This is a genomic window from Actinoplanes subtropicus (assembly GCF_000721705.1).
Lineage (GTDB): Bacteria > Actinomycetota > Actinomycetes > Mycobacteriales > Micromonosporaceae > Actinoplanes > Actinoplanes subtropicus.
The window spans coordinates 395,789-422,365 of record NZ_JOJL01000004.1; the positions used below are offsets into that span (position 1 = coordinate 395,789).

The following is a 26,577-nucleotide window of genomic DNA, read 5'->3' on the forward strand; positions in this document are numbered from 1 at the left end:
TCCACCAGCGCGGGAGTCTGTTTACTTCAGGCTCCACTTCCCGGCCGTCACCGGCTCCTTCGCGGACTGCTCCTGCTGCTCGGACTGCTGTTCGGCGGCGGCCTCCGGCTGCTCGTCCTCGGGCTCGTCGTCCTCCGCCCGGTGCCGGCCGCGCAGGTAGTAGAAGGCCCCGGCGAGCAGGGCCAGCGCCGCCACCACCCAGCCGCCGATCGACCAGATCGAGGGGCCGCGGGTCGCGTCGTCCACCGCCTTCTTGAAGGTCGCGTCCTCCGCCGCCGACTGCGGGTCGGTGGCGGTACCGGTGCCGTCGGTCGCCGTGCCGCCGTGCTGGTGGCCGGTCGCGGCCTGCCCGGGGGCGGCCTGACCGGCCGCGGGGGGCGTGAGCGTCAGGGTCACCGGCGGCATCGCGGGCGCGGGGGAGCCGTTCACGTACGTGGCGCTGACCGTGAACTGCATCGAGCTCAGCGTGGGCAGCGGCCCGAGCGCGATCGGCAGGTCCGCGGACTTGCCCGGCGCGAGCTGGTGGCCGCCGACCGCGAGCCAGGTGATCGACGCCGTGGTCTGCGTCGCCTCCATGCCCATCTCGGTCTTCAGCGGCGTGGACAGCGTCTTCATCTGGATCTTCGGGGCCCACTGGTCGATCGTCAGCGGATAGACCTCCGCCACCGGCGCGTCGTCCGGGATCTTCAGGGTCACCGTCGCCAGGGGCGCGGTCCCGGTGTTGGTCACGTGGAAGGTCAGGTTGTCGCCGGCGCCCTGCACGGAGGTCGCGGGGGTGACCGTCGCGTCGGCGAGGGCGGGGGCGGCGATCAGGGCGCCGATCGCCGCGGCCAGCACGGGTACGCCCGCTCGGCGGGCCAGGTGGAAGTGCCTCACGAGGGGTAGTTCGTAATCGGCGTTCGAATGGTTCAACACCCGCCGGCTTCTTTTCCGAGGCAATTCGAGATGATGTCGGGATGCGTGACGTGGCGATCGGCGGGGACATGATCAGGCTCGGACAGTTTCTCAAGCTGGCGGATCTCATCGACACCGGCGGCGAGGGCAAGGTGCTGATCGCGTCCGGCGACGTGACGGTCAACGGCGAGGTGGACACCCGCCGCGGCCGCCAGTTGCACCCGGGCGACGTGGTGGCGGTCTTCGGAAGGTCCGCTCGGGTGGTGCCGTAGCGCCTGTGTCGAGGTGGGAGACGGGCTGCGGCCCCGACCTCGACACAGGCGCTAGGCCGTTCGGGCTGCTGAACGTGACGAACGGTTGACATCGGGTGATCTCAGGCATCTACTGAGGCCGTTGTGTTACCCGCGTCACAGCCTCGACGGGGAGGCCCGATGGTCCGCGTACGCCTCCGGTCTGTTCTTGCTCTGACCTGCACCGCCGCACTCACCGCGACCAGCGCCGGGTGCGCCGGCTGGGGCGGCGGCCCGGGCGGCGGCGGGCCGGACACGATCAACGTCTTGATGGTCAACAACCCGCAGATGATCGACCTGCAGCGGCTCACCGAGGCCAACTTCACCAGGACGACCGGCATCCACGTGAACTTCACCGTGCTGCCGGAGAACGACGTCCGCGACAAGATCAGCCAGGAGTTCTCCAGCCAGGCCGGCCAGTACGACGTCGCGTCGCTGAGCAACTTCGAGATCCCGATCTACGCGAAGTCGAAGTGGATCGCGCCGCTGGACGACTACACCAAGGCCGACACCCAGTTCGACCAGGCCGACATCCTGCCGTCGATGACCCAGTCGCTGACCGCCGACGACGGCAAGCTGTACGGCGAGCCGTTCTACGGCGAGTCCTCGTTCCTGATGTACCGCAAGGATGTGCTGCAGCAGGCCGGCATCACCATGCCGGACCACCCCACCTGGCAGCAGGTCGCCGGCATCGCCGCCCAGATCGACAACAAGCAGCCCGGCATGCGCGGCATCTGCCTGCGCGGCCAGCCCGGCTGGGGCCAGGTCTTCGCCCCGCTCACCACCGTGGTCAACACCTTCGGCGGGACCTGGTTCCAGAAGGACTGGACGCCCGAGGTCGACTCGCCCGAGTTCACCGCCGCCACCAAGTTCTACGTCGATCTGGTCCGCGCGCACGGCGAGAACGGCGCCCCGCAGGCCGGCTTCACCGAGTGCCTGAACAACATGGTCCAGGGCAACACCGCGATGTGGTACGACGCGACCAGCGCGGCCGGCTCGCTGGAGGCCGACAAGTCCCCGGTCAAGGGCAAGATCGGCTACGTCGCCGCACCGGTCGACAAGACGAAGAGCTCGGGCTGGCTGTACGCGTGGTCCTGGAGCATCCAGCAGGCCAGCAAGAAGAAGGACAACGCCTGGAAGTTCATCTCCTGGGCGTCCAGCCGCCAGTACGAGGAGCTGGTCGGGCGGCAGGTCGGCTGGTCCAGCGTGCCGGCCGGGAAGCGGACCTCGACGTACAAGAACCAGGACTACCTGAACGTGGCGCAGGCGTTCGCGGCGCCGACCGAGGCGGCCATCTCGAGCGCCGACCCGCGCAATCCCGGGGTGCAGCCGCGGCCCGCGATCGGCATCCAGTTCATCGACATCCCCGAGTTCACCGACCTGGGCACCCAGGTGTCGCAGTACGTGAGCTCGGCGATCGCCGGGCAGATGTCGGTCGACGAGGCCCTGAAACGGGGGCAGCGGCTGGCCGAGGACGTCGCCGAGCGGTACCAGTCCCGGCAGAAGGGGTGAAACATGACGTCCGTCGCCGAGCAGACCACCTCCCGGCCCGAGGCGAAACCGCAGCCGTCCCGCAGCGCCCGCGGCCTCGCCTGGGCCCGCCGGGCGCCGCTGATGCCGGCCCTGGTCTTCATGATCATCGTGACCCAGCTGCCGTTCGTGGCCACCCTGGTCATCTCGTTCATGAACTGGAACGCCTACTACCCGGACGAGGTCGGCTTCGCCGGCTTCGACAACTTCAAACGGGTGTTCACCGACGTCAACATGCGCGACGCGGTGCTCACCACGATCTGGCTCACCGCCGGCGTCGTGATCATCAGCCTGCTCCTTGGGCTGGGCATCGCCCTGCTGCTCGACCGCAGGTTCCGCGGCCGCGGCGCGGTGCGGACCATGATGATCGCGCCGTTCCTGGTGGTCCCGGTGGCCGCCGCGCTGCTCTGGAAGCACGCCCTCTACAACCCGGAGTACGGCCTGTTCAACGGCGCGATCACATGGGTGTGGAAGCTCTTCGGCTCGGACCACCCGCCGCAGCCCGACTGGATCAGCAACATGCCGCTGTGGGCGGTCATCTTCGCCCTGGTCTGGCAGTGGACCCCGTTCATGATGCTGATCCTGCTGGCCGGCCTGCAGGGGCGTCCGCTCGACGTGATCGAGGCGGCCCGGATCGACGGCGCCAACGGCTGGCAGATCTTCCGCAGCATGACGCTCCCGCACCTGCGGCAGTACCTGGAACTGGGCGCGCTGCTCGGGTCGATCTACATCGTGCAGAACTTCGACGCGGTCTTCACGATCACGTCGGGCGGATTGGGTACGGCGAATCTCCCGTACACGATCTACCAGATCTTCTACCAGGCCCACGACTACGGCCGGGCCTCCGCGGCCGCCGTCATCGTGGTCCTCGGCACGATCATCATCGCGACGTTCGCGCTGCGGACCGTCTCGTCCCTCTTCAAGCAGGAGGCCGGCCGATGAGCGTGGTCGCTGTTCCGTCCGTTCCGAGGAAGAAGGACCGCGGCGGGCCCTGGCTGTCCCTGCTGGCCTGGGTGGTCGGCATCCTGTTCGTGCTGCCGGTGCTGTGGATGGTGCTGACCTCGTTCCACTCCGAGGCGGATGCGGCCACCAACCCGCCCAAGGTCTTTGCCCCACTGACGCTCGACGGGTACCGCGAGTTCTTCTCCGGGGGCGCCTCGCCGTGGCCGCCCTTGCTCAACAGCCTCACGGCGAGCATCCTGTCGACGGTCCTCGTGCTCCTGTTGTGCTTCCCCGCCGCGTACGCCCTCAGCATCAAACCCGTGCGCAAGTGGACCGACGTGCTGTTCTTCTTCCTCAGCACGAAGATGTTGCCGGTGGTGGCCGGTCTCCTGCCGCTGTACCTGTTCGCGCAGAAGGCTGGGCTGCTCGACAACATCTGGCTGCTGATCATCTTCTACACCTCGATGAACCTGCCGATCGCGGTCTGGATGATGCGCTCGTTCCTCTCCGAGGTGCCGGTCGAGATGCTCGAGGCCGCCTCGGTCGACGGCGCCGGCCTGAGCAAGACGCTACGCTCGGTGATCGCCCCGGTGGTCATGCCGGGCATCGCCGCGACCGCGCTGATCTGCTTCATCTTCAGCTGGAACGAACTGCTGTTCGCCCGGGTGCTGACCGCCACCGTGGCCGAGACCGCGCCGGTGTTCCTGACCGGGTTCGTCACCAGCCAGGGGTTGTTCCTCGCCCAGCTGTGCGCGGCCGCGTTCGTGGTGTCGCTGCCGGTGCTGGTGGCCGGCTTCGCCGCCCAGGACAAGCTGGTGCAGGGCTTGTCCCTCGGCTCCGTCAAGTAGCGCCCGGGTTCTCCGCGCCGTCCGTAGGACCAGGCGCCGGTAGCGGCACAGCCACCTTTTCTGCGGATTTCCGGGGACAAGCCGGAACCTTCCGTACGCCTGGCTCGTCCAACCGGGCATGACTCGTCTCCGCGGCACCCTCTTGGCCGCAACCGTTCCCCTCTTCTTGCTCAGCGCCTGCGCCGGGAACGCACCGGCGGGCGCTTCGGACACGCACGCCACCGAGAGCGCCTCCGTCCCCGCGGATGCGAACACGCTGGTGATCCGCGTCGAGTCCGTGGGCGGGTTCGTCCCCGCCGAGATGACCGTCGGCCGCATCCCCGCCGTCAGCGTCTACGGTGACGGCCGGCTGATCACCGAGGGCCCGCACGCCATGATCTACCCGGCCCGGTCGCTGCCCAACATCCAGGAGCAGCTGCTCACGCCGGAGTTCGTGCAGGATCTCGTACGGCAGGGCAGGGAGGCCGGCGTGCGCAACGGCGCCGACTTCGGCAGCCCGAACATCGCCGACGCCCCGTCGACCCGGGTGACGGTCGGCGACCAGTCGGTGAGCGTGGTCGCGCTGAACGAGGCCCAGCCGACCGACCCGCGCCTGACCGTCGCGCAGCGCACGGCGCGGACCAAGCTGGCCACGTACGTGCGGACGGTGGAGGGTCTCTCCGGGGCCGAGGGCGTGGCCAAGCCGGTCGCCTACCAGCCCACCACGGTCGCCGTGCTGGCCCGCAAATACGTCCCGCCGCAGTCCTCCGAGCCGTCGACGAAGCCGCAGGCGTGGCCCGGCCCGGCGCTGCCCGGCGACATGCTGAACACGAACATCGGCATCGGCTGCGTCGCGGCCACCGGCGCCGACAAGGACAAGGTGCTGGCCGCGGCCAAGGACTCCACCGTGATCACCCCCTGGACCAGCGGCGGCAGCCAGTGGGCCGTCACCTTCCGGCCGCTGCTGCCGGACGAGCAGGGGTGCGCCGCGCTGAAGGGGGCGCGGTGACACCCATCGGGGAACCGCCGGAGCGCGCGGAACCCGGGGGAGAGGGAAGCGGGCCGGAACGGGGTGGTGCCCCCGTTCCGGCCCGCACCCCCTGCCGCCCGCCGGTCACCCGGCGTAGCCTGGCCAAATGAAAGTCGTGGTCGTCGGCGGCAGCGGGCACATCGGCACCTTCCTGATCCCCCGGCTGGTCCGCGCCGGCCACGAGGTGGTCAACGTGAGCCGGGGCAAGAGGTCCAGCTACGCCGAGGACCCGGCCTGGGAGCAGGTCAGCCAGGTGACCGCGGACCGGGAGGACGAGACCTTCGACGACCGCGTCGCCGGCCTGCGGCCCGACGTCGTGGTCGACCTGATCTGCTTCACGCTTCCCTCGGCGACCAGCCTGGTCGAGCGGCTGCGCGGCGAGACCGGCCACCTGCTGCACTGCGGCTCGATCTGGCGGGCCGGCCCGAGCCGCCGGGTGCCGGTCACCGAGGAGGACGCGCCACCGCCGATCGGCGAGTACGGCATCGCGAAGGACGCCATCGCCCGCATGCTGAAGGACGAGACCCGGGCCGGCGGGCTGGCCACGACGTCGCTGCACCCCGGTCACATCGTCGGGCCGGGCTGGCACCCGATCGGCCCGCTCGGCAACCTCGACCCCGCGGTCTGGCGGAGGCTGTCGGCCGGCGAGCCCCTCGACGTGCCGGGGATCGGCACGGAGTTCATGCACCACGTCCACGCCGACGACGTGGCCCAGGCATTCGAGGCCGCCATCGACCGGCGGGAGGCCGCGGCGGGCGAGGATTTCTCGGTGGTGGCGCCGTCCGCGCTGAACGTCCGCGGGTACGCCGAGATCGCGGCATCGTGGTTCGGCCGGAAGGCCGCCCTGCGCACGGTGACCTGGGAGGAGTTCCGCGGCCGGACCGAACCGGAGGCGGCGCAGGCCAGCTGGGAGCACCTGGTCCGCGACCACTACTTCAGCATCGACAAGGCGCGGCGGGTGCTCGGGTATGCGCCGCGCTACCAGCCGGAGGAGGCGGTGCTGGAGTCGATCCGGTGGCTCATCGACAACGGGGAGCTGGAGGTCGCGAACCCGCTGGCGGTGCTATGAGCCGGACGGGAGGTGCTGGACGGCGACGATGCCGGGCATGTTCCTGACCTCGTTGGCCATCCCGCCGAACAGGCCGGGGCTGGCCAGGTCGACGCTCCAGTACCACGGCAGCGTCCGCTCGGCGCCGGCGGCGAGCCGGTCGTGGCCGCAGAAGGCGTCCGCGAAGCCGGGGGTCGGCGCGCCGCTGAAGGTGTAGCCGCCGCCGAAGGCGCGCCGGAAGGCCGCCTCGATCAGGTTGCGTTCCTCGGCGGGGGTGGCGGGGTCGATGAAGACGCGGGAGCGGTAGCTCAGGCGTGCGCTCGGCGGGTCCACGACCCCGGACGGCACCGTCGGCGTGCAGGAGCCGGCGGCCAGGCGCCCGGTGTCCGCCCGGTAGAGGCCCAGGCCCAGCACGATCGTCCCGGCGGCGACCAGCGCGGCGAGCGCCCGGTGCGACCGTGGCTTCTTCAGGACGACCGCCGCGACCATCAGGGCCGCCACGAGGCCGGCGAGGACGGCCGGTCCGGTGCCGAGGTAGGCGAGTCCCTGCCAGAACGGCGCGGCGGTCTCGTCCGCCGTGCCGCTGCCGGGGAGCGCGAGCAGGGCGGCGGGCAGGATGCCGAGCAGGCAGCAGACCGCGCCGGCCACGCCCAGCGCCGCGGCCGGTCGCGACCGCACCCGGCGGCTCATCCAGCCGGTGAGCAGCCAGGAAAGCGCCGCGGCGAGCAGGCCGCCGAGCCAGGCGACACCCGTCACCCACCACGGCGGGCGATGCCAGATGGCGTACGTCGCGTTGCCGTCGCCGTCGTACCACGGAGCACCGGGCCGGAGGTAGTCGGTGAAGTGCAGTGCCAGGCCGCCGCGCTCGGCGGTGAACCCCTCGGCCCGGTCGGCGGGATTCGCCCCGACCATATCCGTCTCGTCCAGCGGCGGGTCGACGCCGGTGATGGTCCAGCCGGACGCCTCGAGCCGGGACCGGGCGGCGGCGGTGTAGCCGGCGACGTCCCGGGTGGCCGGCGTGGACTTGACCCAGGAGACGGCGTACCCGTACTCGATGCCCTCGCCGTCGCCCTGGGTGACGATCTTCGCGGCGTCGCTGCCGCCCCACACCGTCAGGCCGGGGAAGACGGTCTCGTTGAGCTCGGCCGCCTCGGCGCCCACCGGCAGCGACCCGACGGCCTCGAGGCCCAGCCGGCCGGCGGCGCCGGCCCCGAGGAAGCCGGCGGCCAGCGCGATGAGCAGCGCCAGCACGACGATTCCCCGGCTGCGGGGCCGGCCGAGCCGCGCCCGCAGGCCGTGCCGGACCAGGTTGACCACTTCGGACGGGGCCGGGCGGCGCCGGCCGGGCGGCGCGCACTCGATCAGCGTGCCCAGCAACTCGTCGCGCCGGGGCCCGGGCGGGTAAAACCGGAGCAGCCGGCGGTAGGCGCGGACGAGCCGCTGGTCGTCGGTCACCACGCCGGGCGCCCGGCCGTTCCGTGCCCGAAGCGTTTGAGCTGGGCGGCCGCGGCGTCGGCGCTGGCCCGCAGGCGCTCGGTCTCGGCGCCCAGCGCGGTCGCGCCCGGCTGGGTGAGCCGGTAGTAGCGCCGGGTCCGGCCGTCGACGATCTCCTCCCGGTCGACCTCGACCAGCCCCTCGTCCGCCAGCCGGTCGAGCGCGGCGTAGAGGGTGCCGGGCTGCAGGGTGACCCGGCCGCCGGACAACGCGGCGGCCTCGCGGATCACCCCGTACCCATGCCTCGCCTCGGAAGCCAGAGCGGTGAGGATCCAGAAGGTGGGTTCACGCATCGACGCGGCCATACGGGCAATATATAGATCATCTTAGTACGTGGCAAGGAGCCGAGATCAGCGAGGGCCCGGACCGCCTCCAGCCGCAACACGCGCCGGTCGCTGGCCAGGTCCGAGCGGATCTCGTCGGGCAGCACGGCGGGGCGCACGCTGCGGGCGACCACGAGCGGGCCCGTCGACTCGTATGCCCACTTGCGCGGCACCTGGCCCACTTGAGCTTCCCGTACGCGCTGGGAGGCGTGCTCGAACAACTCGTCGACCGAGATCTCGCCGTCGTGGTCGAGGTCGGCCGCCCCGGTCCGCAGCCCCCGCACGAGTGCCTCGGTGAACACCGACGGCTGCGCCTCGTACGAGGTGATCCGGCCGCCCTCGAACGAGTACTCGGTGGCGCTCGACGCCGTCAGCACGACCCGGCCCGTGCCGCCGCCCCGGAACGCGTCGGCAATGTGCACGCTCCGGTCGGCGCGGACCGCCGTGTCGTGGGCGAACGCGCCGCTGTAGCAACAGTCCAGGACGAGCAGGACCGAGCGGGACGCGGATTCGCCCATCTGCTCGGAGACGAACGAGGCGGGCAGGCCGGTGGCCGCCAGCGCGCTCAGTTCGGTGTCGGCGGCGGCGAGATAGCGGCGGCCCCGCTGATCCTTCAGGCCGTGGCAGGAGAAATGCAGCAGCAGTACGTCGTCGGGGCCGCGGTCGGCGAAGAAGGCCGCGACCCGGCGGCGCAGCACGGCCTCGTCGGCGTCGGTGAGCGTGTCGACCTCGAACGCCCCGATCGCCGGCGCGCCGAGGACGTCGGCCAGCGCACGGATGTCCGGAACCGGCGACCGTAACCGGCTGAGCCCCGGATCGCGGTAGGCCGCGTTCGCGACCAGCAGCGCGCTGCGCCGGCCGGCCGGGGCCGGCCGACCCGTTACGCCACCCGCCACGACGGAGACACTGATCCGCTGCCGCCGCGGATGCTGGGACTGTCAGCGCCGGACGAAGTCGGCGACCTGGGCGGCCTCCGCCGCCGCGGACAACCCGGTGAGCAGGAAGCCGACACCGGCGGCGATCAGCTCGACGGCCCTGGTCCCCTCGGGGGCAGGCCCTGCGGCCACCCGGTCGACACCGGGAATGCCCGACGCCAGCAGCTCCCGGCGCAGGTGGAGGGCGAGCTCCTCCACCTCCGCCGGATCCACATCGGCCGCCGCCGACGTGATCCGCAGGGAGATCCCGGTCTCGTCGGTCATCGGACCTCCGATCGCAGTGGTCGCGCGATCGTAACGTGACCGGCCCGCCGATGGTGTCGGCTATCTGCGGCCGACGGCCCGGTCACCCGCCGGCGACGGTCCAGCGCTCGTCGTGGCGGGCCAGATGCAGCGGCCGGCGGCTGCGCCAGCCGTGACGCTCCAGGTCGGGCGTCTCCTGGAGCGCGGTGACCGGCCCCAGGCAGAGCCACGCCACCGGCCGCACGCCGGCCGGGACACCGAGCAGGTCCCGCAGGAAGTCCTCCCGGTAGAAGGACACCCAGCCCACGCCGAGCCGCTCGGCGGTGGCCGCCAGCCAGAGGTTCTGGATGGCCAGGCACACCGAGTACAGGCCGGCGTCGGCGATCGCGTGCCGGCCCAGCACGGCGGGACCGCCGCGCCGCGGGTCGTAGGTGACCACGATCGAGAGCGTTGACTCCAGGACCCCGTCGATCTTGATACGGGCGAACCGGGCGGCCGCCTCCGCCGTCAGGCCGGCGGCGTACACCGTACGTTCGTAGCAGACGTGCTCGTGGAACGCCTCCCGCACCGCCCGGTCCCGGATGACGACGAAGTCCCACGGCTGGGACAGGCCGACGCTGGGCGCGGCGTGCGCGGCGGTCAGGATGCGGTCGAGCGTGGCGTCCGGGACCGGCTCGCCGGTGAACTCGCCACGCACGTCGCGGCGGCGGTGAATGATCTCGTACAGGTCGTGCGTCATGGGCAGGCTCCCGCTGCGCTCATGCCCCGGGCACGCCGGGGCCGTCAGGCGCGAGGCCGGTCTTCGGACTCCCGGATCGTCACCGCACCGCCCGCCTTCCCAGCCCCTTGGGCCAGTGGCTGCGCAAACGCGCGTGGGCGGCAGCTCCCCGGTCACCGCGGCGGGCCCGTGCCGGATTCGCACCGGCTTCCCGATTCTCCCGGGCCGTCGCCGGCCCGGGCACCTCGCAACAAGTTCATGCCGGTCCGTACGCTACCCGCCGGCCGACGCCGTACGCGGCAAGGGTCTTGATCATGGCGGTCCCGTCCGAACGCCGGCCAGCGGTATCGGCGGTTGCCGGCCGCCGATCCTCTGTGCTGGCCCGTATTCGCGGGCGGCGAGCGTTTCGGGCGGTCGATTTCGCCGCGGTGGACAAATGACGCGGTATCCCAGCATGGCCGGTCCCCGGAGAAGCCGGGCCTGAATATCGGCCGGGAAGTCCGGGACGCTCTACGTGTTGCCCAACGAGCTTCAGGGAGGGTCGCCATGAGGCGTCGGAAAGCGGAGATCGTCGTCCCCGGCCAGACCGGGAAGCTGGCCGTCGTCACCGGGGCCAGCGATGGGCTGGGGTTCGAGCTGGCCTCCCGGTTGGCGGCGGCCGGGGCCGAGGTGGTCATGCCCGTACGGAACCGGGGGAAGGGGGAGGGTGCGGCCGAGCGGATCCGGGGGCGGGTGATCGGGGCCAAGGTGAGTGTCCGGGATCTGGATCTGGCGTCGCTGGAGTCGGTGCGGGGGTTCGCTGAGGGGGCGCTCGGGGAGGGACGGCCGATCGACATTCTGGTCAACAACGCGGGGGTGATGACGCCGCCCGAGCGGGTGGAGTCGGTGGACGGCTTCGAGTTGCAGTTCGCGGTCAATCATCTGGGGCACTTCGCGCTGATGGCGCGGCTGCTGCCGTTGCTGCGGGCCGGGCGCGCCAGGGTCACCACGCAGACGTCGTTCGGGGCCAACTCGTACGGGGTGGCCTGGGACGACCCGCAGTGGACCGGGAGGTACCGGGCGAGCCGGGCGTACAGCAGCTCGAAGATCGCCGGGGCGCTGGTCGCGATGGAGTTCGATCGGCGCAGCCGGGCGTACGGGTGGGGGATCGTCAGCAACGTGGCGCATCCGGGGATCGCGGCCACCAACCTGCTCGCGGGGCGGGCGCCGGCGCGGGTCATCGGGTTCCTGAGCCGGTTCGGGGTGCTCGCGCAGACGGCCGAGGAGGGAGCGCTGCCCGCGCTGTACGCGGTGACCAGTCCGGAGGCAGGTGGTGGGGTGCTCTACGGGCCGTCGGGGTTGCTGCATCTGACCGGGGTGCCGGGCGAGCAGCGGGCGTATCGGTACATCGCCGATCCGGGCGCGGCCGCGCGGATGTGGGCGGAGTCCGAGCGGCTGGCGGGGGTGCGGTTCTTCGGGTGAGCGTGGGGCGTGGCTGCCGCTCGGCTGCGGGGCCGGTGATGCGGTGGCTGCGGGGCGGTGGTGGGCGGTGGCTGCGGGGCGGTGGTGAGCCGCGGGATGCGGGGCGGTGGTGGGCGGTGGCTGCGGGGCCGTGGCGAGCCGTGGAGGCCGGGGGAATGCCGGGGCGCTCGGTGCGGTGAGTTGTGGGGCTTTACTCGGGAGCGCTCCCATGTAACGATGAGCCTCAATCGACCAGGAAAGCGCTTTCCGCCGGGCGTTTCGGGTCTCCCTGCTTCCAGGAGTGCTCCCATGAAACTGAAACCGACCCGTGTCCTCGCGGCGTCCGCCGCCCTGCTCGCCGGGGGTGGGGTGGGCTTGGTCATGACGCATGCCAACGCGGCCACCGTGCCCGCGGCCGCCCTGGCGGACGGCTCCACGGCCGTGGCCGATACCGGGTGGGCCGCGCAGTCCGGCGGTACGGCCGGTGGCTCGGCGGCTACGGCCGCGCACACGTACACCGTCTCCACGCGGGCGCAGTTGCTGGCCGCTCTGGCCGGTACCGACCCGGCTACCGGTAAGACCGACAAGAAGGCGCCGAAGATCATCAAGTGGGTCGGCAGCATCGACATGACCGAGGGCAAGCCGTACACCAGCCACTCGGATCAGGCATCGCGGGCCGAGGTCAAGCTGCAGCCGAACACCACGATCATCGGGGTGGGGGCGAACGCGTACCTGCCGAACGGGTGGTTCAAGCTCTCCAAGGTCGACAACGTCATCATCCGGAACATCAAGGTCACCAACCCGTGTGACCTGGCGCCGAAGTGGGACTCCGGGGACGGGGCCGGCAACTACAACTCGGAGTTCGACGGGATGACCGTGGACGGCTCCACGCACGTCTGGATCGACCACATGTGGTTCACCGACGCGCCGTACACCGACGACATGGAGCCGCTCGGCAACACGGACAAGAACGGCGTCCGCAAGAACATCCAGTGCCACGACGGCTCGCTGGACATCAAGAACACGTCGGACTTCATCACGGTGTCCAACACGATCTTCGAGAAGCACGACAAGAACTCGCTGGTCGGCCAGTCGGACAGCAAGACCGCCGACATCGGGCACCAGACCATCACGTTCATCGGCAACCTGTACCGGGACATCACCCAGCGGGCGCCGCGGGTGCGGTTCGGCGAGGTGCACTCGGTCAACAACTACTTCGTCGGCAGCAAGAGCGACCCGGTCTACCCGCACCTGTACAGCATCGGCACCGGGATCAAGTCGCAGATCATCTCGGAGAACAACGTCTTCACCATCACCGGGGCGACCGCGGGGCGCTGCACGGACGTGGTGACCAACCCGAACACGGCCAACCCGGAGGGCAGCTTCTCCGACAGCGGCTCGACGGTCGACGGGGCCGCGCTCGCCGGCTGCACGGCGCCGAGTTCGGTGAACTGGTCGCTGCCCAGCGGCTACAAGTACACCAAGCTGCCCACCTCGCAGGTGGCCGCCTCGGTGCTCGCCAACGCCGGCACCGGCAAGATCTGACAACTGACGAAGCGGACGCCGGCACCCGCGCCGGCAAGATCTGACGCCGGCCGCGGCGGACGCCGGCACCCGCGCCGGCAAGATCTGACGCCGACCGCGGCGGACGCCGGCACCCGCGCCGGCAAGATCTGACGCCGGCCGCGGCGGACGCCCGGCCTACCCTGTGAATTCGGGGTGGCCGGGCGTCCCGTTGAACCCGCTCGGGCCGTTTCTCGTATCGAGATGCAGGTCAGGCCGGTGGGCGACGGAACGATTCTTGGAGGCCCGACGTGGCCGACGATCGTAGCGAGGGTACCGGCCTGGCGGCCGGCTGGGACTTCGGCGGGCGGCGCGCCACGCGGCACCCGGCGGATCGGTACGCGATCGACCAGCCGTTCGCCGACGAGAGCCCGGACCGCGCCATGGAGGTGCTGGTCATGGCGCAGCGGACGGCCGAGGAGCACCTCCGCTCGACCCGCCTCGAGGCGGAGAACATCCGGGCCCGGGCCCTCGCGTCGGCCGGCGAGGTGCTGCGCGACGCCGAGTCGTACGCCGAGGACATCCGCCGCAAGGCCGAGCAGATGCTGGCCGAGGCCAACAACGCCGCGGAGAGCGTCGCCCGGAACGCCCAGGAGCGGGCGGACGAGATCGAGCAGCGCGCGATGATCATCATGTCCGACGCGCGGTCCCGGGCCGAGCGGGTCGGCTCCGACGCGCGGCTGAGCGCCGAGGAACTGCGGCGCCAGGCCAGGACCGAGTACGACGACGTCCTGGAGCGGCTGCAGGCCGGCCGGGACGCGCTGCTGCGCCAGATCGAGTCGCTGGAGCAGTTCGACCGCGACTACCGGCTGCGGCTGCTCGGCTTCATGCAGGACCAGATGCGATCCCTGTGGGCCGACAACCCGCAGGTGCTGGGCGACCCGGCGGAGATGCCCGCCGAGTACCCCTTGGCCTGAGGGGACGCTACTGAAGGTAGGGCGCCAGGTCCTGGTGGCGCAGGCGATAGACCGGGCCGTACTGGCGCAGGACGCCCTTGCGGTGCGCGTCCTCGAGGAAGCGCATCGGGCGCGGCGGCAGGTCGCCCCGTGCCGCGTGCACCGCGACCGCCGCGGCGTAGGCGGCCGAGCGGCTCTGCGCCACGGCGACGGTCAGGCCCGCGGTCAGCCCGTACGTGCACGCCGTGGTCAAGGCGGCGATCACGGCGGCGGCCGGGCTCGACCCGCCCGCGGTGGTGCGCACCCCGACGGCGATGCCCACCGTCGCGGCGACGCCGAGGGTGCAGATCAGCATTACCGTACGGTCGAGGACGAGCAGCCGCCGGGGCGACATGGCCCCGTCCGGATCGTTCTGCCCCCGGCTACCGAAGGCCAGCGCCGCGGCCAGCCCCGCCGACACGCCGAAGAGCGGCAGGTACCGCGGGTCGAGCCCGGCGACGCTCGCTCCGGCCGCGACCGTACCGCCCAGCAGGCCGCCGCCGACGATGCCGGGATAGGACGGGCGCCAGGTCAGCGCCGGGGTGGAGCGGTGTGCCATCTCGGTGGCGACCTTGCTGGCCAGGCCCGCCACCAGGCCGGCGAACAGCCCGTAGGCCATCCCGGCGACCAGCCCGGCGGCGACCGCCGTGAAGACGCCCAGCACGAAGAACGGCGCCCGGTACCAGGCCGGCCACCAGGGTCGGGAGAGCAGGATCACGGCGACGGTGGTGCCGAACATCAGCGCATATCCCGGACGGGGCGAGAACGTGCCGTCCGCGTCGCGGCCAAGGGCCATCGCGTAGCAGGCCGCCGCGAGCACACCGGCGCCGAGACCGGTGAGGACCGGAGCGACCGGCCACGGCCGCGACGACGCCGTCATCCGGGAGCGAAGGACCGACCAGACCACCACGGCCACGGCGACCGCGTCGGCCAGCCCGCGCCACCACCCGCCGGAGAGGTCGGCCTTGGCGGCGTTGCCGACTCCGCTGACGACGGCCGTGACCACTGCCGCGCCGGCCGCGACCGGAAGCGGACGCACGTGCCTCCGGCCACCGTCCCCGACGACCGTGAGGGTGAACCACACCGCCACGGCCACCAGGAGCCCCTCGGCCGGCGCCAGCAGGTAGCCGTGCGCCAGGAACGGCCGGTACGAGTCGGCGAACGTGTTGACGGCGGCCACCACGAGACCGCAGGCCGGCGCGGCGACACGGGCGGCCGGCCAGGACACCGGCGGCCCCGGCGCGAACCGCATGCCGAGGGCCACCACCAGGGCGATGACCGTCGCGGTCGCCACCGCACCGTTGACGTCCTGGTCCCATCCGCTGACCGCGCCGTCGGAGAACCCGGCCGCGAAGCCCTCGGTGAGCGTCGGCTCCAGCCTGAGCAGATGGAAGTATTCCGCGAGCCGGATCGGGGCCACCGCCAGCGCCGCGGCGAGCCCGATGCCCGCCGCGTACCCGGGGCCGGCCCGCACGAGGGTGAGGGGTCGCCAGCTGAACGCGGCGGCGAACCCGGCGACCACCGCCAGCTCGTAGACGCCGCTGAGCACGCCCACCAGGTACGCGCCGAGCGCGGCCACGAACGCGGCCCGGCCGCCGCCGGATTCTGGCCAGACCGGGGATCAGGCCCAGGACGAGCGCGGCCGAGACGACAACGGCCGGCGCCGGGGCAGCGCTGGCCGCGAGCATGACCGCGAGCCCGCCCGCCGCGGCGAGCCCGATCGCCGGCAGCCGGCCGCGCCACGGCGGCCGGTGCGCCGGACGCGGCGGGGCGGCCGGCTCGGCCGGGCCCAACGGCACGCACTGCTCCAGCAACGCCCGGACGTACGCCGCCGCGGCCAGTGAGCCGTAGTGGTGCCAGGTGTCGTTCTTGCCGGCGTCCTCGCAGTAGTCGACCACCCCACGGACGACGAACCAGCCCCGGTTGCGCAAGGCGGCCGCCGCGGTCACGCCCACCGCCTCCATCTCCACGGCGAGCAGCCGGTACCGGGCGGCGAGCCGGTCGCGCAGGCTCTCGTCCCGCACCAGCACGTCGGCGCTGCCGATCGGCCCGTGGTGGACCTTCGGCCAGCCCTCCTCGTGCCCGCTCGCCGCGAGATCGGGGTGCGCGACCGGCTTTCCCGCCTCGTACAGGACGTCGCTCCCGGGCGCGGGCCGGCGGTACACCTCCCGGTCCCGGCCCTGTTCGGCCAGCCAGGTGCGCCACCGCCGGCCGCCGTCGGCCTCCCGGGCGCGCAGCTCGTTGGCCGCCCGGGTCAGGTCGGCCGACCGCCCGCCGATCGGCCGGCGAATGGTCTCCGCGCCGTCGGTCCGGCGCACGTGCGCGAAGCTGACGATCTCCTCGGCCACCACGACGTCGCCCAGCCGTACGTGCCGCGACGGGTCGGCGCGATCCGGCACGCCGCCGGCGATTCCGCAAAGGACCAGGCACTCCAGCGCCGGGAAGCTGCGCAGCAGGTCCGCGCACGCGGCCGAGGCGGCGGGGTTGCTGTCCTGGGTCAGCAGCGCGAGCACCACCCCGTGCGGCCGCTCCGGATCCGTGCTCGGCAGCCAGCCGCGGTAGTACTGGTTGCGGTCCTCCGGCTCGGGCGGCACCCGTTCCAGGTCCTCGATCAGGAGACGCATCGCGGCGGCCTCGACCGGCAGCGCCGACACGATCCCGATCGTCGCGACCAGCGGCTCCACGTATCGACGATATCGGTGCGGTCGAGGGTTGTGTTGTCGAAGCGGTTCGACGACGATCGATGCCATGCCCAAGACATCGAGACTTGTATATCTACTGAGCGTGCTGGTGATTCTCGTCGGCGTGGCGTCCCCGGCGGCGGCGCAGGCGTCGGCCGGGTGGACCGGAGCGTGGTCGACCAGTCCGCAGCGGGAGGCCGGCCCCACGTTCGCGGCGCAGACCTTGCGGATGCTGGTCCATCCCACGATCGGCGGATCGTCGCTGCGGGTGCGGTTGTCCAACACGTTCGGGGAGGCGGACGTCACCTTCGGGGCCGTGGGAGTGGCCCGGGCGGCGGCCTCCGGGGCGGCCGGCCTCGTGGCCGGCACCCAGCGGCGGGTCACTTTCCATGGGCGGGCGGCGGTGACCATCAGGACGGGTGAGTCGGTCTTCAGCGATCCGGTTCCGCTGAGCGTGGCGTACGGGCAGGACCTGGCCGTCGACGTGTACGTGACCGCGGGCGGCGACGCGGCCGCCATCACCGGCCACGACGCCGCGCAGGGGACGCAGTTCGTGGCGGCCGGCAACCAGGCGGGCGCGGGAAGCGCGGCCTTCACGGGTTACGTGAACTCGTGGTTCTGGCTGGACGGCGTGGACGTGCGCCCCGGTCCGGCCGTGCGCGGGAGCATCGTGGCGCTCGGCGACTCGATCACCGACGGCGCGTACACCACGTGGAACGGCAACGACCGCTGGACCGACGTGCTCGGCGCCCGGCTCGGCGGCCGATACGGCGTGCTCAACCAGGGCATCGGCGGCAACCAGGTGCTCACCGACCGGACCGACTGCTGCGGCGCCGGCACCAGCATCTCGGGCCTGAAGCGCGAGAAGGCGGACGTACGCGAGCAGACCGGCGCCCGCTACCTGATCCTCGCCGACGGCATCAACGACATCGGCTACAACGCCACCGCCCCGGACCTGATCGCCGGCCTGCGAACGATCACGGCACGCGCCCACCACGCCGGCATCCGCGTGATCGGCGCGACGATCACCCCCTACGGCTGCGACTCCGGGTGCTTCACGCCGGCGCAGGAAGCCACCCGGCAGACGGTGAACGCGTGGGTGCGGAGCACGCCCGAACTGGACGGAGTTGCCGACTTCGACGCGGCGATCCGCGACCCGCAACTGCCCAGTCAGGTGCTACCGGCCTACCAGGCCGACCACCTGCACCCGAACATCGCCGGCCAGCGCGCCATGGCCAACGCGATCGACCTCGGCCTGTTCCGCTGATCGGTACTGCCGGGAGCCCGGCCCGGCAGCTCAGCCCGGCGGTCGCCGGGCGGGCGTGACCCAACGCCTGGCTCGCGGGGAAACGCGGGTTCGGCCGCCGCTGCGGTGGGGGGAGATGCGAAACGTACGGTATGGGCTTGGTCTTGATCGGTTTTGCATGGAGGCGGACCCGCAAGCCGGCCCGCCTCCCGAAATACCTACTGCACGCCTAGCAGATCGACGACGAAGATCAGCGTTTCGTTCGGCTTGATGACGCCGCCGGCGCCGCGGGAGCCGTAGCCCAGGTGCGGCGGGATGGTCAGCTTGCGGCGGCCGCCGACGCGCATGCCCTGGACGCCCTGGTCCCAGCCGGCGATGACCTGGCCGCCGCCGAGCGGGAAGTCGAAGGGCTCGCCGCGGTCCCAGGAGGCGTCGAACTGCGCGCCGTTGGAGTGCGAGACGCCCACGTAGTGCACGCTGACGTATTGGCCTGCGGCGGCCTCGGCGCCGTCACCGACGGTGATGTCCTCCACCACCAGGTCGGCCGGCGGGTCGCCCTGGATCGGGCCGATCTCGGGCTTGTCCATGTTTGTCCTCCGGTTGTTCGATCCCCGCCATGCAATCACACCGGGCGAAAAGGTGAACGGTCGGCTACGGATCTCCGTATCTCCGCACGTGAAGACTCGCCTACCTCGCCGACTCAGTGCCGCCGCGGCCGCGGGGCTGCTGCCGTCGCTGCTCGTGGCCCTGCCCGCGTTCGCGCACGGGGCGCCGACCTCGCCGATCAGCCGGACGGCCGCGTGTGCAGCGGGCGGCGGGACGGCGACCGGCACGGCGGCGTGCAAGGCGGCCCGGGCGGCCAACGGTGGTCCGTTCGGGACGTTCGACAACCTGCGGGTGCCGAACGTGAACGGGGACGACCGGAAGTTCGTGCCGGACGGGCAGTTGTGCAGCGGGGGACTGGCCGACTTCAAGGGGCTGGATCTCGCGCGGGACGACTTTCCGTCGACGGCCGTCTCGCCGGGGGAGTCGTTGCCGATCACGTACCGGGCGACGTTGCCGCACGCGGGAAGCTTCCGGGTCTATCTCACCGAACAGGGGTTCGATCCGGCGAAGAAGCTCGCGTGGGGGGATCTCGGGAGCAAGCCGCTCGCGGAGATCAAGGATCCGCCGCTGTCGGACGGGTCCTACCGGATGAGCGTACGGCTGCCGTCGGACCGGACCGGGCGGCAGATTCTGTACGTCGTGTGGCAGACGTCGAGCACGGTGGACACCTATTACTCATGCTCGGATCTGGTGTTCCAGAAGAAGGTGGCTGCGGCGCCAGTGGCGGCGCCCAGTACCAAAGCGGCGCCCAGTACAAAACCGGCGCCGAGTACCAAGGCCGCACCCAGCACAAAAGCCACGGAAGCGGCAGAGGAGACCCCGCAGGCGATCACTCCGGTGGGTGACCAAAGCAAGGTGACGCTGGGTCACGGGCTCGTCGCCGGGGCGATGGTGGTGGGGGCTTGTTTCCTTGCGTACGCCTTAATTGGTGGATTTCTCCGGCGGCGGCGTGAAAACCGTTGAACCACAACGGTTCGGCCCCCGTACAGATGGGCGTCGACGCTGCAAGTAAAGACCAGCCCTTCCGCAAGATATGACGAAAGGCCGAGCATGAGTCGTGTTCGTTACGGCAGCCGGGCGGTCAACCGCCTGTCCCGCCGCCGGGTCCTCGCCATCGCCGCCACCGCGGGTGTCGGAGTTTCCGTCGCCGGTGTCGCCGGGCTGAGCCTGGCCGGCGAGACCTCCGCGAAGGACGACGGCCAGCCGCTGGTGCTCTCGTTGCGGGACGCCGCGAAGGGTACGTTCGACGTCTTCTCCGGTGGGTCGAAGTCCACACTCACCGACAAGAAGCTCGCCGCCAGCCTGCTCAAAGCCGTCAAGCGCTGAAAGGGGTTTCGTAAATGTCCTCGCATCGTGAAGCCCCGGAGATCAGCAAAGACCCGGTGGCGGACTCTTCCGACCTGTACGCGTTCGTCAGCCCGGACGACCCGGAGACCGTGACGATCATCGCGAACTACGTGCCGCTGCAGCTCCCGGCCAGCGGACCGAACTTCTTCGAGTTCGGCGACGACGTCCTCTACGAGATCCACATCGACTCGAACGGGGACGCGCGACCGGACCTGACCTACCAGTTCCGGTTCCGTACCGAACTGCGCAACAACAACACGTTCCTGTACAACACCGGCCAGATCAAGTCGCTGGACGACCCGAACTGGAACCGGCGGCAGTTCTACTCGGTCACCAAGGTCGACGCGCACGGCAAGAGCACCGTGCTGCACCCGAAGCTGCCCTGCCCGCCGTGCAACGTCGGCAGGATCTCCATCCCGCACTACGAGTCGCTCGCCGCCGACGCGGTGAAGAAGCTCAAGACGGGCGAGAAGGTCTTCGCCGGCCAGCGCGCGGACGCGTTCTTCGTCGACCTCGGCTCGATCTTCGACCTCGGCACGCTGCGGCCCTTCGAGAACAAGCACGTCGTCGGCAAGACGCTGTTCAACTACGCCGGCAAGGCACACAACGCCACCGACAAGCTGAACGTGCACTCGATCGCCATTCAGGTTCCGCTTTCGACCGTACGCAAGGACGGCAAGAAGGCCGTGCGGGGTCGCGACGCGGGCGCGGTGATCGGCATCTGGACCTCGGCGTCCCGCCGTCAGGTGCAGGTCCGCCAGGGCGACAAGAAGAACGAGGACGTCGAGGTCGGCCCCCAGGTGCAGGTGTCCCGGCTGGGCAACCCGCTGTTCAACGAGGTCATCGTGCCGATGGCGGAGAAGGACCTGTGGAACTCGCTGTCGCCGGCCGAGGACAAGCGGTTCGCCGGCTTCGTCGAGAAGCCCGAACTGGCCTCGCTGCTGCCGGTGCTCTACCCCGGGCTGTTCGACAACCTGGACAAGCTCAACAAGGCCAAGACGCCCCGCGCCGACCTGGTCGCGATCCTGCTCACCGGCATCCCGGACGGGCTGATCAAGGACTTCCAGAACTCCACCGGCGCCACCCAGGCCGACATGCTGCGGCTCAACACCGCGGTACCGCCGGCCAAGGACCCCAAGGCCTTCGGCCTGCTCGCCGGCGACCTGGCCGGCTTCCCGAACGGCCGGCGGATCGAGGACGACGTGGTGTCCATCTCGATCCGGGCCATCGCCGGTGTCACGTTCGCGCTGGTCGACCAGAAGTTCAAGCCGGACGCCGCGGCCGGGCTGGTCGAGCAGGGCCTGTCCATCAAGAACGTGAGCTCGAAGCTGCTCAAGAAGTTCCCCTTCCTGGGTACGCCGTTCGACGGGTTCGACAACCCGTGAGCCACGACCACGCGCACCACCACCACACGCTGGCGCCGTCCGGGCAGGGCACCGTCATGCTCACCATCGGCAACGGTCTCGGGGCCGTGATCATCCACACCCCGGGCAAGCTGCACGGGCACGAGATCGAGGTCAGCCCGGTCGACGACCCGGCGCACCGCACGCACGCCGCGGTCCGCGCCCGGTACGTGGCCGGCGGCGCGTCCTTCGCGGTGGTCATCGACAGCCTGCCCGCCGGCCGCTACACGGTCTGGCGGGACCCGGTGACCCCGATGGCGGAGATCGATGTCCCGGACGGCGGGGTGGCGGAGTTCTCCTGGCCGGTCGAGGCGGCAGTCGCCTGAAGCTAGGGTGGACGGCATGGTTGCCGCCCACCCGGGGGACACACCGGTCCACGTCGCTCTGCGGACGAGCGACGTGGACGAGGCGAAGGCGTTCTGCCGCCAGGCTTTCTACGGGCCGCTGCAGGTCACCCCGGTCGGTGACACGAGCGGCTTCGCCTTCGCCGGCGAGGTGGTGGTGCTCGGCCCGATCACGGTCGGGGTGATCAGCTACGGCGTGGACATCCACGTCGCCATCGCCGACCTGGAGACGTCGTACCACGTGCTGGCCCCGCTGACCGGGTCGCTGCGCTCGCGGCACCGGGGCACGGCCGTGGTGGCCGACCCGACCCGGGCGGCGGTGTACCGGCCGGTCGGCGACATCGACCTCGACTGGCCGGGCGACTGCCGGCTGGTGAGCGTGAAGATCGAGCGGGCCGCGCTCGAGCGCGAGCTGGACGCGGCCCTCGACCAGCAGATCGTGTCGCCGCTGCTGCTGGGCGAGAGCTTCGACCTGGCCGACGGGCCGGGCCGTACGTGGCTGGCGCTGGTCCGGCTGCTGCACGCGGAGTCGTGTGCGGAGGACGGGCTGGCCGCGCGGCCGCGGATGGCGGCCCGCTGGCGGGACATGGTGATCAGCGGGCTCGCGCTGACGGTCGAGCACCCGTACGGCGACGAACCGGCCGGCCTGCAGGGGCCGCGCCGCCCGCGAACCGTGAAGCGCACGCTGGACGCGATGCACGCCGAGCCGTGGCGGCAGTACACGGCCGGCGACCTGGCCTCGATCGCCGGGGTCGGGGTGCGGGTGCTGCAGGAGTCGTTCCGGCAGCACGTGGGGGTGTCACCGCTGGCGTACCTGCGGCGGTTGCGGCTCGACGGGGTGCACCAGGAACTGTCCCGGGCGGACGCCTGGCAGGTGAACGTCTCCGACGTGGCGTACCGGTGGGGCTTCACCCATCTCGGGCGGTTCGCGGGCGCCTACCGGGCCCGGTTCGGCGAGTCGCCTTCGCAAACCCTGCGGGAGCGGCGCTGACCCGCAGGATCCGCCGGTACGCCTGCTGGAGGTCCGAGCCCGGATCGATGCCCAGCTCGTCGGCGAGCCGCGTGCGGATCACCCGGTAGGTCGTCAGCGCCTCGGCCCGGTGGCCGGCCGCGGCCAGGGTGGTCACCAGGCTCGCCTGGACGAGCTCGTGCAGCGGCTCCATCTCGGCCGCGCGCCGCAGTGGCGCCAGCATCCGCGCCGGGCGGTGCAGCCGGACCGCGATCCCGGCGGCGGCCAGGACCGCCTCGAGGAACTCGTCGTCCAGGTTCGCGAACACGACCCGGGCGCCGGGCGTGTCGGCGAGACCGTCACCGGCCCGCCCCTGGACGAGGTGCAGCGCCTCGGCGTACCGCTCCAGCGCCTGGGTGGGCTCCGCGCGACCGGTGAACGTGCGCGCGTCGGTGACCAGCGCCCGGAAGCGGTTGAGGTCGAGCGCCTCCGGGCCGGCGGTGAAGCGGTAGCCGTTGCCGTGCCGCGCCAGGAACGAGCCCGGGGCGCGCGCCGGCAGGCCGGGCTCGAGCAGGCGGGCGGCGCCCGACCGCGAGCTCCAGCAGTCTCGACTTGCCTATCCCGGCCTCACCGCGCAGCACCAGGGCCGCGCCGCGCCGGTCGCCCGCGCCGTCGAGAGCGCCTCGAGCGCGCCGATCTCGTCGTCCCGCCCGACCACCACGCCCACGGTCCACCCCTGGCACGCCAGGGTACCCGGGGAAGGTGGACGCGGCGGCGGCCCGGTCAGGACCGGATGAAGGCCAGCAGATCCGCGTTGATGGTCTCGGCCTGCGTGGTCGGCATGCCGTGCGGGAAGCCGGCGTACGTCTTCAGCGTGCCGTTCTTGACCAGGTCGACCGCGCGCGGTCCCGAGCTGGCATGGGGGACGATCTGGTCGGCATCGCCGTTCATCAGCAGGACCGGGACGGTGACCTTCCGCAGGTCGTCGGAGTAGTCCTCGCGGATGAACGCGTTGACGCACTCGTACTGGCCCTTCGCGCCGCCCATCATGCCCCGGCGCCACCAGTTCGCGATGACCGCCTCGGACGGCTCCACGCCGGGCTGGTCGAAGTTGTAGAACGGCCCCGAGGGCAGCGCCCGGTAGAAGTCCGAGCGGTTCGCCGCGAGCTGGGCCTGGAGGCTCTGGAAGACGGCCAGCGGCGTGCCGGCCGGGTTCGCGCCGGTCTGCAGGACCGACGGCGTCACCGCGGCGATCAGCGCGACCTTGGCCACCCGGCTCTCGCCGTGCCGGCCGAGGTAGCGGGCCACCTCCCCGCCGCCGGCCGAGTGACCGACGTGGACCACGTCACGCAGGTCGAGGTGCGCGACCAGCGCGGCCAGGTCGTCGGCGTAGTGGTCCATGTCGTTGCCCCCGCCGACCTGCTCGGACCGGCCGTGCCCGCGCCGGTCGTGCGCGATCACCCGGAAGCCCTCGCCGAGGAAGAAGAGCATCTGGGGTCCCAGTCGTCGGAGCACAGCGGCCACCCGTGACGGAAGACGATCGGCTGGCCCGTGCCCCAGTCCTTGTAGAAGATCCGGGTGCTGTCGCCGCTGGTGAACTCGGCCATTCCCACCTCACCGTTCCTTTCTGGTCTCGCCACCGACGCTAGGCGGGCCGACTGGACAGCGACTGGAGCGCCGGCCGCCCCGGACCGGACGCAATCAGCCGCTCATCGGATGCGAATTCCGGGCGATCACGGCAGACTGCCGTGCATGAATGTCGATCTCACCTCGGTCGCGCTGCCGGGCGCGGTGCTCGGCGGCCGGTACCGCCTCGCGGAGCCGATCGGCAAGGGTGGGATGGCGGTCGTCTGGCGGGCCACGGACACGGTGCTGCACCGCTCGGTCGCGGTGAAGATGCTGGCCCCGCACGCGCACGATCCCGAGTCGCTGGCGATGATCCGGCGGGAGGCCCGGGCGGCGGCGGTGCTGTCGCATCCGAACGTCGCGCAGGTCCACGACTACGGCGAGTCGATCGCCGGCGACCGGCACGTGCCGTACGTGGTGTTCGAGCTGGTCAAGGGGCCGACCCTGCTGCAGCGGTTGCGGGCGGGCGCGGTGCCGTCCCGGTTCGCGCTGCGGATCGGGGCCGAGGTCGGCGCGGCGCTGGCCGCGGCGCACGCCGCGGGGCTGGTGCACCGGGACATCAAGCCGGCCAACGTGATGCTGTCGCCGACCGGGGCCAAGGTCGTCGACTTCGGCATCGCCGCCGGCCGGGCGATGCCCCGCCGGCCGGGCGAGGCGCTGTTCGGCACCCCGACGTACGTCGCGCCCGAGCGTCTCACCGGAAACGTGGTGACGCCGGCCTCCGATGTGTATGCGCTCGGCGTCCTGCTCTACCGCATGCTGTCCGGGCACACGCCGTGGGCCGACGAGTCGCCCGCCCAGGTCATGGACAACCACGTGCACGCCGAGCCGCCGCGGCTGGTGCCGATGGGCTCGGTCCCGCCCGACGCGGTCGAGCTGACCATGAGCTGCCTCGCCAAGGACCCGGCGGCTCGCCCGACGGCCCGCGAGGTGACCCGGCGGCTCGCCAGGGCGGCGGGTCTCGAGGTGGTCGAGGACGCCCCGGTGCCGGGCGCCCCGGGTGGCCCGGCCCCGGCGGAGCCGTCGATCGTGATCCGCCCGCCGGCCCCGCAGTGGGCGCGAATCACGCTACGGGCGGCCGGGGCGGCAATCGCCGCCGGCATCGTGGCGGCGGCGGGCTGGCTGATCTGGCGCGGCGGCCCGGCCACTCCCGGCACGGCCGCGCCGGTCAAGGACACGCCGTCCGCCTCGGCGCGGGTGAGCGCGCCGGCCGGCGCGCTGCCGGGCACGACGACCCGCGCGGCGGCCCCGACCACCGAGGCCCCGAACCGGACCGCAGCCACCACGAACGCCCCGCCGGCCGTGATCGGCGCCCACCCGCCGTCGCCATCGGCCGGGCGGACGACAACGGCCGCACCGACGGCGGCCACGACCACCACCAACCCGGCGCCGGTCCAGCGGGTCCTGACCTCGGACGGCGGCACGGTCACCGCCGAGTGCCCGACCGCCACCACGGCCCGGATCGTCAGCTGGACGCCCGCCCACGGTTACCACGAGACGTCGGCGGACACCGGCCCCGGCGCGGCGCCGTTCGTCACCTTCCGCCACGGGCAGGCGGACGTAACCATGACGGTCACCTGCTCCGCCGGGGAACCGACCGCAACGACCTCCTAGGCGCGCTTCTCTACCTCACGACGCCGGCCGGCGAGGATGTCGAGGTGGCCGGCCTCGGCGCGGGGCTCCGACCCACCTCGCCGGCGAGCCAGCATCCGAGGACCAAGCCGATCAGAATGCAAGCGCCGGCAATCTTCACGATCGAGGAAAAGCTCGTCCATACCTTCATGTCGAAACCTCCGCATCGGGCCGGAGGGCTTGGCGAAAGTAGACGCGCAGACCGGTTCTCGGAGACGACTTCCCAGCCGAAGTGTTCTGCCGGCAGCGAGCGACACTGCCCCGGACCAGCATGGCGATCTTCCCGGAATTTGGTAGCGTAAAACATGGTCACCTTCCTGTGGGCCTGAATCCTCAGGGGGTTGCCTGGCTGGGTCGATGTAGGCGCATCGGCCCAGCGCGCGTTTGAGACCTCGACAGACGCGTCTGTGGCGCGTGAGTGATCGGTTCCTCCTCACTCCTTTGTCAGATGGCCACCGCGTCCGCGGGCCCCGCCTTAACGACCGTTTGGCACGACGTAACATCATGGTGACTCACCGCTTGTCAATTGCC

Annotated in this window: 27 protein-coding genes, 1 pseudogene and 1 riboswitch; of the genes and pseudogenes, 17 read left to right on the forward strand and 11 right to left on the reverse strand. The window is 71.8% G+C overall.

What is annotated here, in order from left to right:
- Nucleotides 1-21 precede the first annotated feature (21 nt).
- A complete protein-coding gene (locus IH26_RS0107585) occupies nt 22-876 on the reverse strand; it encodes a DUF1775 domain-containing protein (RefSeq protein ID WP_169789733.1) in 855 nt (284 codons plus the stop codon).
- Between the two features lie 80 nt (nt 877-956).
- On the opposite strand from IH26_RS0107585, the gene IH26_RS0107590 reads away from it, so the two are divergent.
- From IH26_RS0107590 to IH26_RS0107615, 6 genes are all read left to right on the forward strand, one after another.
- Nucleotides 957-1,166, forward strand: coding sequence for an RNA-binding S4 domain-containing protein (locus IH26_RS0107590; protein ID WP_030435400.1), 210 nt, complete (start codon nt 957-959; stop codon nt 1,164-1,166).
- A 159-nt stretch (nt 1,167-1,325) separates the two neighbouring features.
- Nucleotides 1,326-2,696 (forward strand): ABC transporter substrate-binding protein, encoded by a 1,371-nt coding sequence (locus tag IH26_RS0107595; protein WP_030435401.1) that lies wholly within the window; start codon nt 1,326-1,328, stop codon nt 2,694-2,696.
- 3 nt (nt 2,697-2,699) lie between these two features.
- A complete protein-coding gene (locus IH26_RS0107600) occupies nt 2,700-3,656 on the forward strand; it encodes a carbohydrate ABC transporter permease (RefSeq protein WP_030435402.1) in 957 nt (318 codons plus the stop codon).
- Nucleotides 3,653-4,504: a carbohydrate ABC transporter permease gene (locus IH26_RS0107605; RefSeq protein WP_030435403.1), complete on the forward strand. Its 852-nt coding sequence runs from the start codon at nt 3,653-3,655 to the stop codon at nt 4,502-4,504. The genes IH26_RS0107600 and IH26_RS0107605 overlap by 4 nt, the downstream gene beginning before the upstream one ends.
- A gap of 118 nt (nt 4,505-4,622) precedes the next feature.
- Nucleotides 4,623-5,492: a hypothetical protein gene (locus IH26_RS0107610; RefSeq protein WP_030435404.1), complete on the forward strand. Its 870-nt coding sequence runs from the start codon at nt 4,623-4,625 to the stop codon at nt 5,490-5,492.
- Nucleotides 5,493-5,619: 127 nt separating this feature from the next.
- Nucleotides 5,620-6,582, forward strand: coding sequence for an NAD-dependent epimerase/dehydratase family protein (locus IH26_RS0107615; protein ID WP_030435405.1), 963 nt, complete (start codon nt 5,620-5,622; stop codon nt 6,580-6,582).
- Here the strand turns inward: IH26_RS0107615 and IH26_RS55625 are convergent.
- The 5 genes from IH26_RS55625 to bluB all read right to left on the reverse strand — a co-directional run bounded on the left by IH26_RS55625 (nt 6,577) and on the right by bluB (nt 10,295).
- Nucleotides 6,577-8,019 carry a hypothetical protein gene (locus IH26_RS55625; RefSeq protein WP_051807684.1) on the reverse strand — a complete coding sequence of 481 codons (1,443 nt, stop codon included), beginning with the start codon at nt 8,017-8,019 and terminating at the stop codon, nt 6,577-6,579. The two genes, IH26_RS0107615 and IH26_RS55625, sit on opposite strands and share 6 nt — an antisense overlap.
- Nucleotides 8,013-8,360, reverse strand: coding sequence for a PadR family transcriptional regulator (locus IH26_RS0107625; protein ID WP_034213988.1), 348 nt, complete (start codon nt 8,358-8,360; stop codon nt 8,013-8,015). The genes IH26_RS55625 and IH26_RS0107625 overlap by 7 nt, the downstream gene beginning before the upstream one ends.
- Nucleotides 8,282-9,274: a caspase family protein gene (locus tag IH26_RS53265; RefSeq protein ID WP_051807686.1), complete on the reverse strand. Its 993-nt coding sequence runs from the start codon at nt 9,272-9,274 to the stop codon at nt 8,282-8,284. Before IH26_RS53265 ends, IH26_RS0107625 begins: the two co-directional genes overlap by 79 nt.
- A 42-nt stretch (nt 9,275-9,316) precedes the next feature.
- Nucleotides 9,317-9,577, reverse strand: a complete 261-nt coding sequence (locus IH26_RS0107635) for a hypothetical protein (protein WP_030435409.1) — start codon at nt 9,575-9,577, stop codon at nt 9,317-9,319.
- Nucleotides 9,578-9,659: 82 nt separating this feature from the next.
- Nucleotides 9,660-10,295, reverse strand: coding sequence for a 5,6-dimethylbenzimidazole synthase (gene bluB, locus IH26_RS0107640; protein ID WP_030435410.1), 636 nt, complete (start codon nt 10,293-10,295; stop codon nt 9,660-9,662).
- A 37-nt stretch (nt 10,296-10,332) separates the two neighbouring features.
- Nucleotides 10,333-10,537: riboswitch (cobalamin riboswitch) on the reverse strand.
- 283 nt (nt 10,538-10,820) lie between these two features.
- Here bluB and IH26_RS0107645 point away from each other — a divergent pair.
- The 3 genes from IH26_RS0107645 (at nt 10,821) to IH26_RS0107655 (ending at nt 14,194) form a co-directional block, all read left to right on the forward strand.
- Nucleotides 10,821-11,735 (forward strand): SDR family oxidoreductase, encoded by a 915-nt coding sequence (locus tag IH26_RS0107645; RefSeq protein ID WP_030435411.1) that lies wholly within the window; start codon nt 10,821-10,823, stop codon nt 11,733-11,735.
- Nucleotides 11,736-12,023: 288 nt separating this feature from the next.
- Nucleotides 12,024-13,259 carry a pectate lyase family protein gene (locus IH26_RS0107650; protein WP_051807687.1) on the forward strand — a complete coding sequence of 412 codons (1,236 nt, stop codon included), beginning with the start codon at nt 12,024-12,026 and terminating at the stop codon, nt 13,257-13,259.
- A gap of 269 nt (nt 13,260-13,528) precedes the next feature.
- Complete coding sequence (locus IH26_RS0107655) at nt 13,529-14,194, forward strand: hypothetical protein (RefSeq protein WP_051807689.1); 666 nt, start codon at nt 13,529-13,531, stop codon at nt 14,192-14,194.
- A gap of 7 nt (nt 14,195-14,201) precedes the next feature.
- On the opposite strand, the gene IH26_RS0107660 is transcribed toward IH26_RS0107655, so the two are convergent.
- The gene (locus tag IH26_RS0107660) at nt 14,202-15,791 is read right to left on the reverse strand and encodes a hypothetical protein (RefSeq protein WP_030435414.1); all 1,590 of its coding nucleotides are present in this window, start codon (nt 15,789-15,791) and stop codon (nt 14,202-14,204) included.
- Nucleotides 15,792-15,898: 107 nt separating this feature from the next.
- On the opposite strand from IH26_RS0107660, the gene IH26_RS59605 reads away from it, so the two are divergent.
- On the forward strand, nt 15,899-16,063 hold the full coding sequence (locus IH26_RS59605) for a hypothetical protein (RefSeq protein ID WP_157437099.1): 165 nt from the start codon (nt 15,899-15,901) through the stop codon (nt 16,061-16,063).
- 71 nt (nt 16,064-16,134) lie between these two features.
- Here IH26_RS59605 and IH26_RS64465 read toward each other — a convergent pair.
- Nucleotides 16,135-16,962 (reverse strand): annotated as a pseudogene (locus tag IH26_RS64465) (5'-methylthioadenosine/S-adenosylhomocysteine nucleosidase family protein); the annotation flags it as partial.
- Here IH26_RS64465 and IH26_RS0107675 point away from each other — a divergent pair.
- Nucleotides 16,961-18,160, forward strand: coding sequence for an SGNH/GDSL hydrolase family protein (locus IH26_RS0107675; protein ID WP_030435416.1), 1,200 nt, complete (start codon nt 16,961-16,963; stop codon nt 18,158-18,160). The pseudogene IH26_RS64465 and the gene IH26_RS0107675 sit on opposite strands and share 2 nt — an antisense overlap.
- 197 nt (nt 18,161-18,357) lie before the next feature.
- On the opposite strand, the gene IH26_RS0107680 is transcribed toward IH26_RS0107675, so the two are convergent.
- Nucleotides 18,358-18,726 (reverse strand): FKBP-type peptidyl-prolyl cis-trans isomerase, encoded by a 369-nt coding sequence (locus IH26_RS0107680; RefSeq protein WP_030435417.1) that lies wholly within the window; start codon nt 18,724-18,726, stop codon nt 18,358-18,360.
- Between the two features lie 154 nt (nt 18,727-18,880).
- Between IH26_RS0107680 and IH26_RS53270 the strand changes: the two genes are divergently transcribed.
- From IH26_RS53270 to IH26_RS0107705, 5 genes are all read left to right on the forward strand, one after another.
- Nucleotides 18,881-19,708, forward strand: coding sequence for a lytic polysaccharide monooxygenase (locus IH26_RS53270; protein WP_245664991.1), 828 nt, complete (start codon nt 18,881-18,883; stop codon nt 19,706-19,708).
- Between the two features lie 87 nt (nt 19,709-19,795).
- The gene (locus tag IH26_RS0107690; protein ID WP_030435419.1) at nt 19,796-20,071 is read left to right on the forward strand and encodes a hypothetical protein; all 276 of its coding nucleotides are present in this window, start codon (nt 19,796-19,798) and stop codon (nt 20,069-20,071) included.
- A gap of 14 nt (nt 20,072-20,085) precedes the next feature.
- On the forward strand, nt 20,086-21,477 hold the full coding sequence (locus IH26_RS0107695; RefSeq protein ID WP_030435420.1) for a DUF4331 domain-containing protein: 1,392 nt from the start codon (nt 20,086-20,088) through the stop codon (nt 21,475-21,477).
- Complete coding sequence (locus tag IH26_RS0107700) at nt 21,474-21,821, forward strand: hypothetical protein (RefSeq protein WP_030435421.1); 348 nt, start codon at nt 21,474-21,476, stop codon at nt 21,819-21,821. The genes IH26_RS0107695 and IH26_RS0107700 overlap by 4 nt, the downstream gene beginning before the upstream one ends.
- A gap of 16 nt (nt 21,822-21,837) precedes the next feature.
- Complete coding sequence (locus tag IH26_RS0107705; RefSeq protein ID WP_030435422.1) at nt 21,838-22,830, forward strand: AraC family transcriptional regulator; 993 nt, start codon at nt 21,838-21,840, stop codon at nt 22,828-22,830.
- Here IH26_RS0107705 and IH26_RS57750 read toward each other — a convergent pair.
- Both IH26_RS57750 and IH26_RS53275 read right to left on the reverse strand, forming a co-directional pair.
- Nucleotides 22,748-23,362, reverse strand: a complete 615-nt coding sequence (locus tag IH26_RS57750) for a BTAD domain-containing putative transcriptional regulator (RefSeq protein ID WP_084598703.1) — start codon at nt 23,360-23,362, stop codon at nt 22,748-22,750. The genes IH26_RS0107705 and IH26_RS57750 overlap by 83 nt on opposite strands.
- Before the next feature lie 209 nt (nt 23,363-23,571).
- A complete protein-coding gene (locus tag IH26_RS53275; RefSeq protein ID WP_245664993.1) occupies nt 23,572-24,303 on the reverse strand; it encodes an alpha/beta fold hydrolase in 732 nt (243 codons plus the stop codon).
- 237 nt (nt 24,304-24,540) lie between these two features.
- On the opposite strand from IH26_RS53275, the gene IH26_RS55630 reads away from it, so the two are divergent.
- Nucleotides 24,541-26,028, forward strand: coding sequence for a serine/threonine-protein kinase (locus IH26_RS55630; RefSeq protein WP_051807691.1), 1,488 nt, complete (start codon nt 24,541-24,543; stop codon nt 26,026-26,028).
- The last annotated feature ends 549 nt before the right edge of the window (nt 26,029-26,577 follow it).

Excerpts from the sequence above, each read along its gene's own strand:
- IH26_RS0107590 (WP_030435400.1), top strand. The coding sequence starts at position 957 with ATGCGTGACGTGGCGATCGGCGGGGACATGATCAGGCTCGGACAGTTT.
- IH26_RS0107595 (WP_030435401.1), top strand. The coding sequence starts at position 1,326 with ATGGTCCGCGTACGCCTCCGGTCTGTTCTTGCTCTGACCTGCACCGCC.
- IH26_RS0107600 (WP_030435402.1), top strand. The coding sequence starts at position 2,700 with ATGACGTCCGTCGCCGAGCAGACCACCTCCCGGCCCGAGGCGAAACCG.
- IH26_RS0107605 (WP_030435403.1), top strand. The coding sequence starts at position 3,653 with ATGAGCGTGGTCGCTGTTCCGTCCGTTCCGAGGAAGAAGGACCGCGGC.
- IH26_RS0107610 (WP_030435404.1), top strand. The coding sequence starts at position 4,623 with ATGACTCGTCTCCGCGGCACCCTCTTGGCCGCAACCGTTCCCCTCTTC.
- IH26_RS0107615 (WP_030435405.1), top strand. The coding sequence starts at position 5,620 with ATGAAAGTCGTGGTCGTCGGCGGCAGCGGGCACATCGGCACCTTCCTG.
- IH26_RS0107625 (WP_034213988.1), bottom strand. The coding sequence starts at position 8,360 with ATGGCCGCGTCGATGCGTGAACCCACCTTCTGGATCCTCACCGCTCTG.
- IH26_RS0107635 (WP_030435409.1), bottom strand. The coding sequence starts at position 9,577 with ATGACCGACGAGACCGGGATCTCCCTGCGGATCACGTCGGCGGCGGCC.
- bluB (WP_030435410.1), bottom strand. The coding sequence starts at position 10,295 with ATGACGCACGACCTGTACGAGATCATTCACCGCCGCCGCGACGTGCGT.
- IH26_RS0107645 (WP_030435411.1), top strand. The coding sequence starts at position 10,821 with ATGAGGCGTCGGAAAGCGGAGATCGTCGTCCCCGGCCAGACCGGGAAG.
- IH26_RS0107650 (WP_051807687.1), top strand. The coding sequence starts at position 12,024 with ATGAAACTGAAACCGACCCGTGTCCTCGCGGCGTCCGCCGCCCTGCTC.
- IH26_RS59605 (WP_157437099.1), top strand. The coding sequence starts at position 15,899 with ATGACCGCGAGCCCGCCCGCCGCGGCGAGCCCGATCGCCGGCAGCCGG.
- IH26_RS0107675 (WP_030435416.1), top strand. The coding sequence starts at position 16,961 with ATGCCCAAGACATCGAGACTTGTATATCTACTGAGCGTGCTGGTGATT.
- IH26_RS0107680 (WP_030435417.1), bottom strand. The coding sequence starts at position 18,726 with ATGGACAAGCCCGAGATCGGCCCGATCCAGGGCGACCCGCCGGCCGAC.
- IH26_RS0107690 (WP_030435419.1), top strand. The coding sequence starts at position 19,796 with ATGAGTCGTGTTCGTTACGGCAGCCGGGCGGTCAACCGCCTGTCCCGC.
- IH26_RS0107695 (WP_030435420.1), top strand. The coding sequence starts at position 20,086 with ATGTCCTCGCATCGTGAAGCCCCGGAGATCAGCAAAGACCCGGTGGCG.
- IH26_RS0107705 (WP_030435422.1), top strand. The coding sequence starts at position 21,838 with ATGGTTGCCGCCCACCCGGGGGACACACCGGTCCACGTCGCTCTGCGG.
- IH26_RS55630 (WP_051807691.1), top strand. The coding sequence starts at position 24,541 with ATGAATGTCGATCTCACCTCGGTCGCGCTGCCGGGCGCGGTGCTCGGC.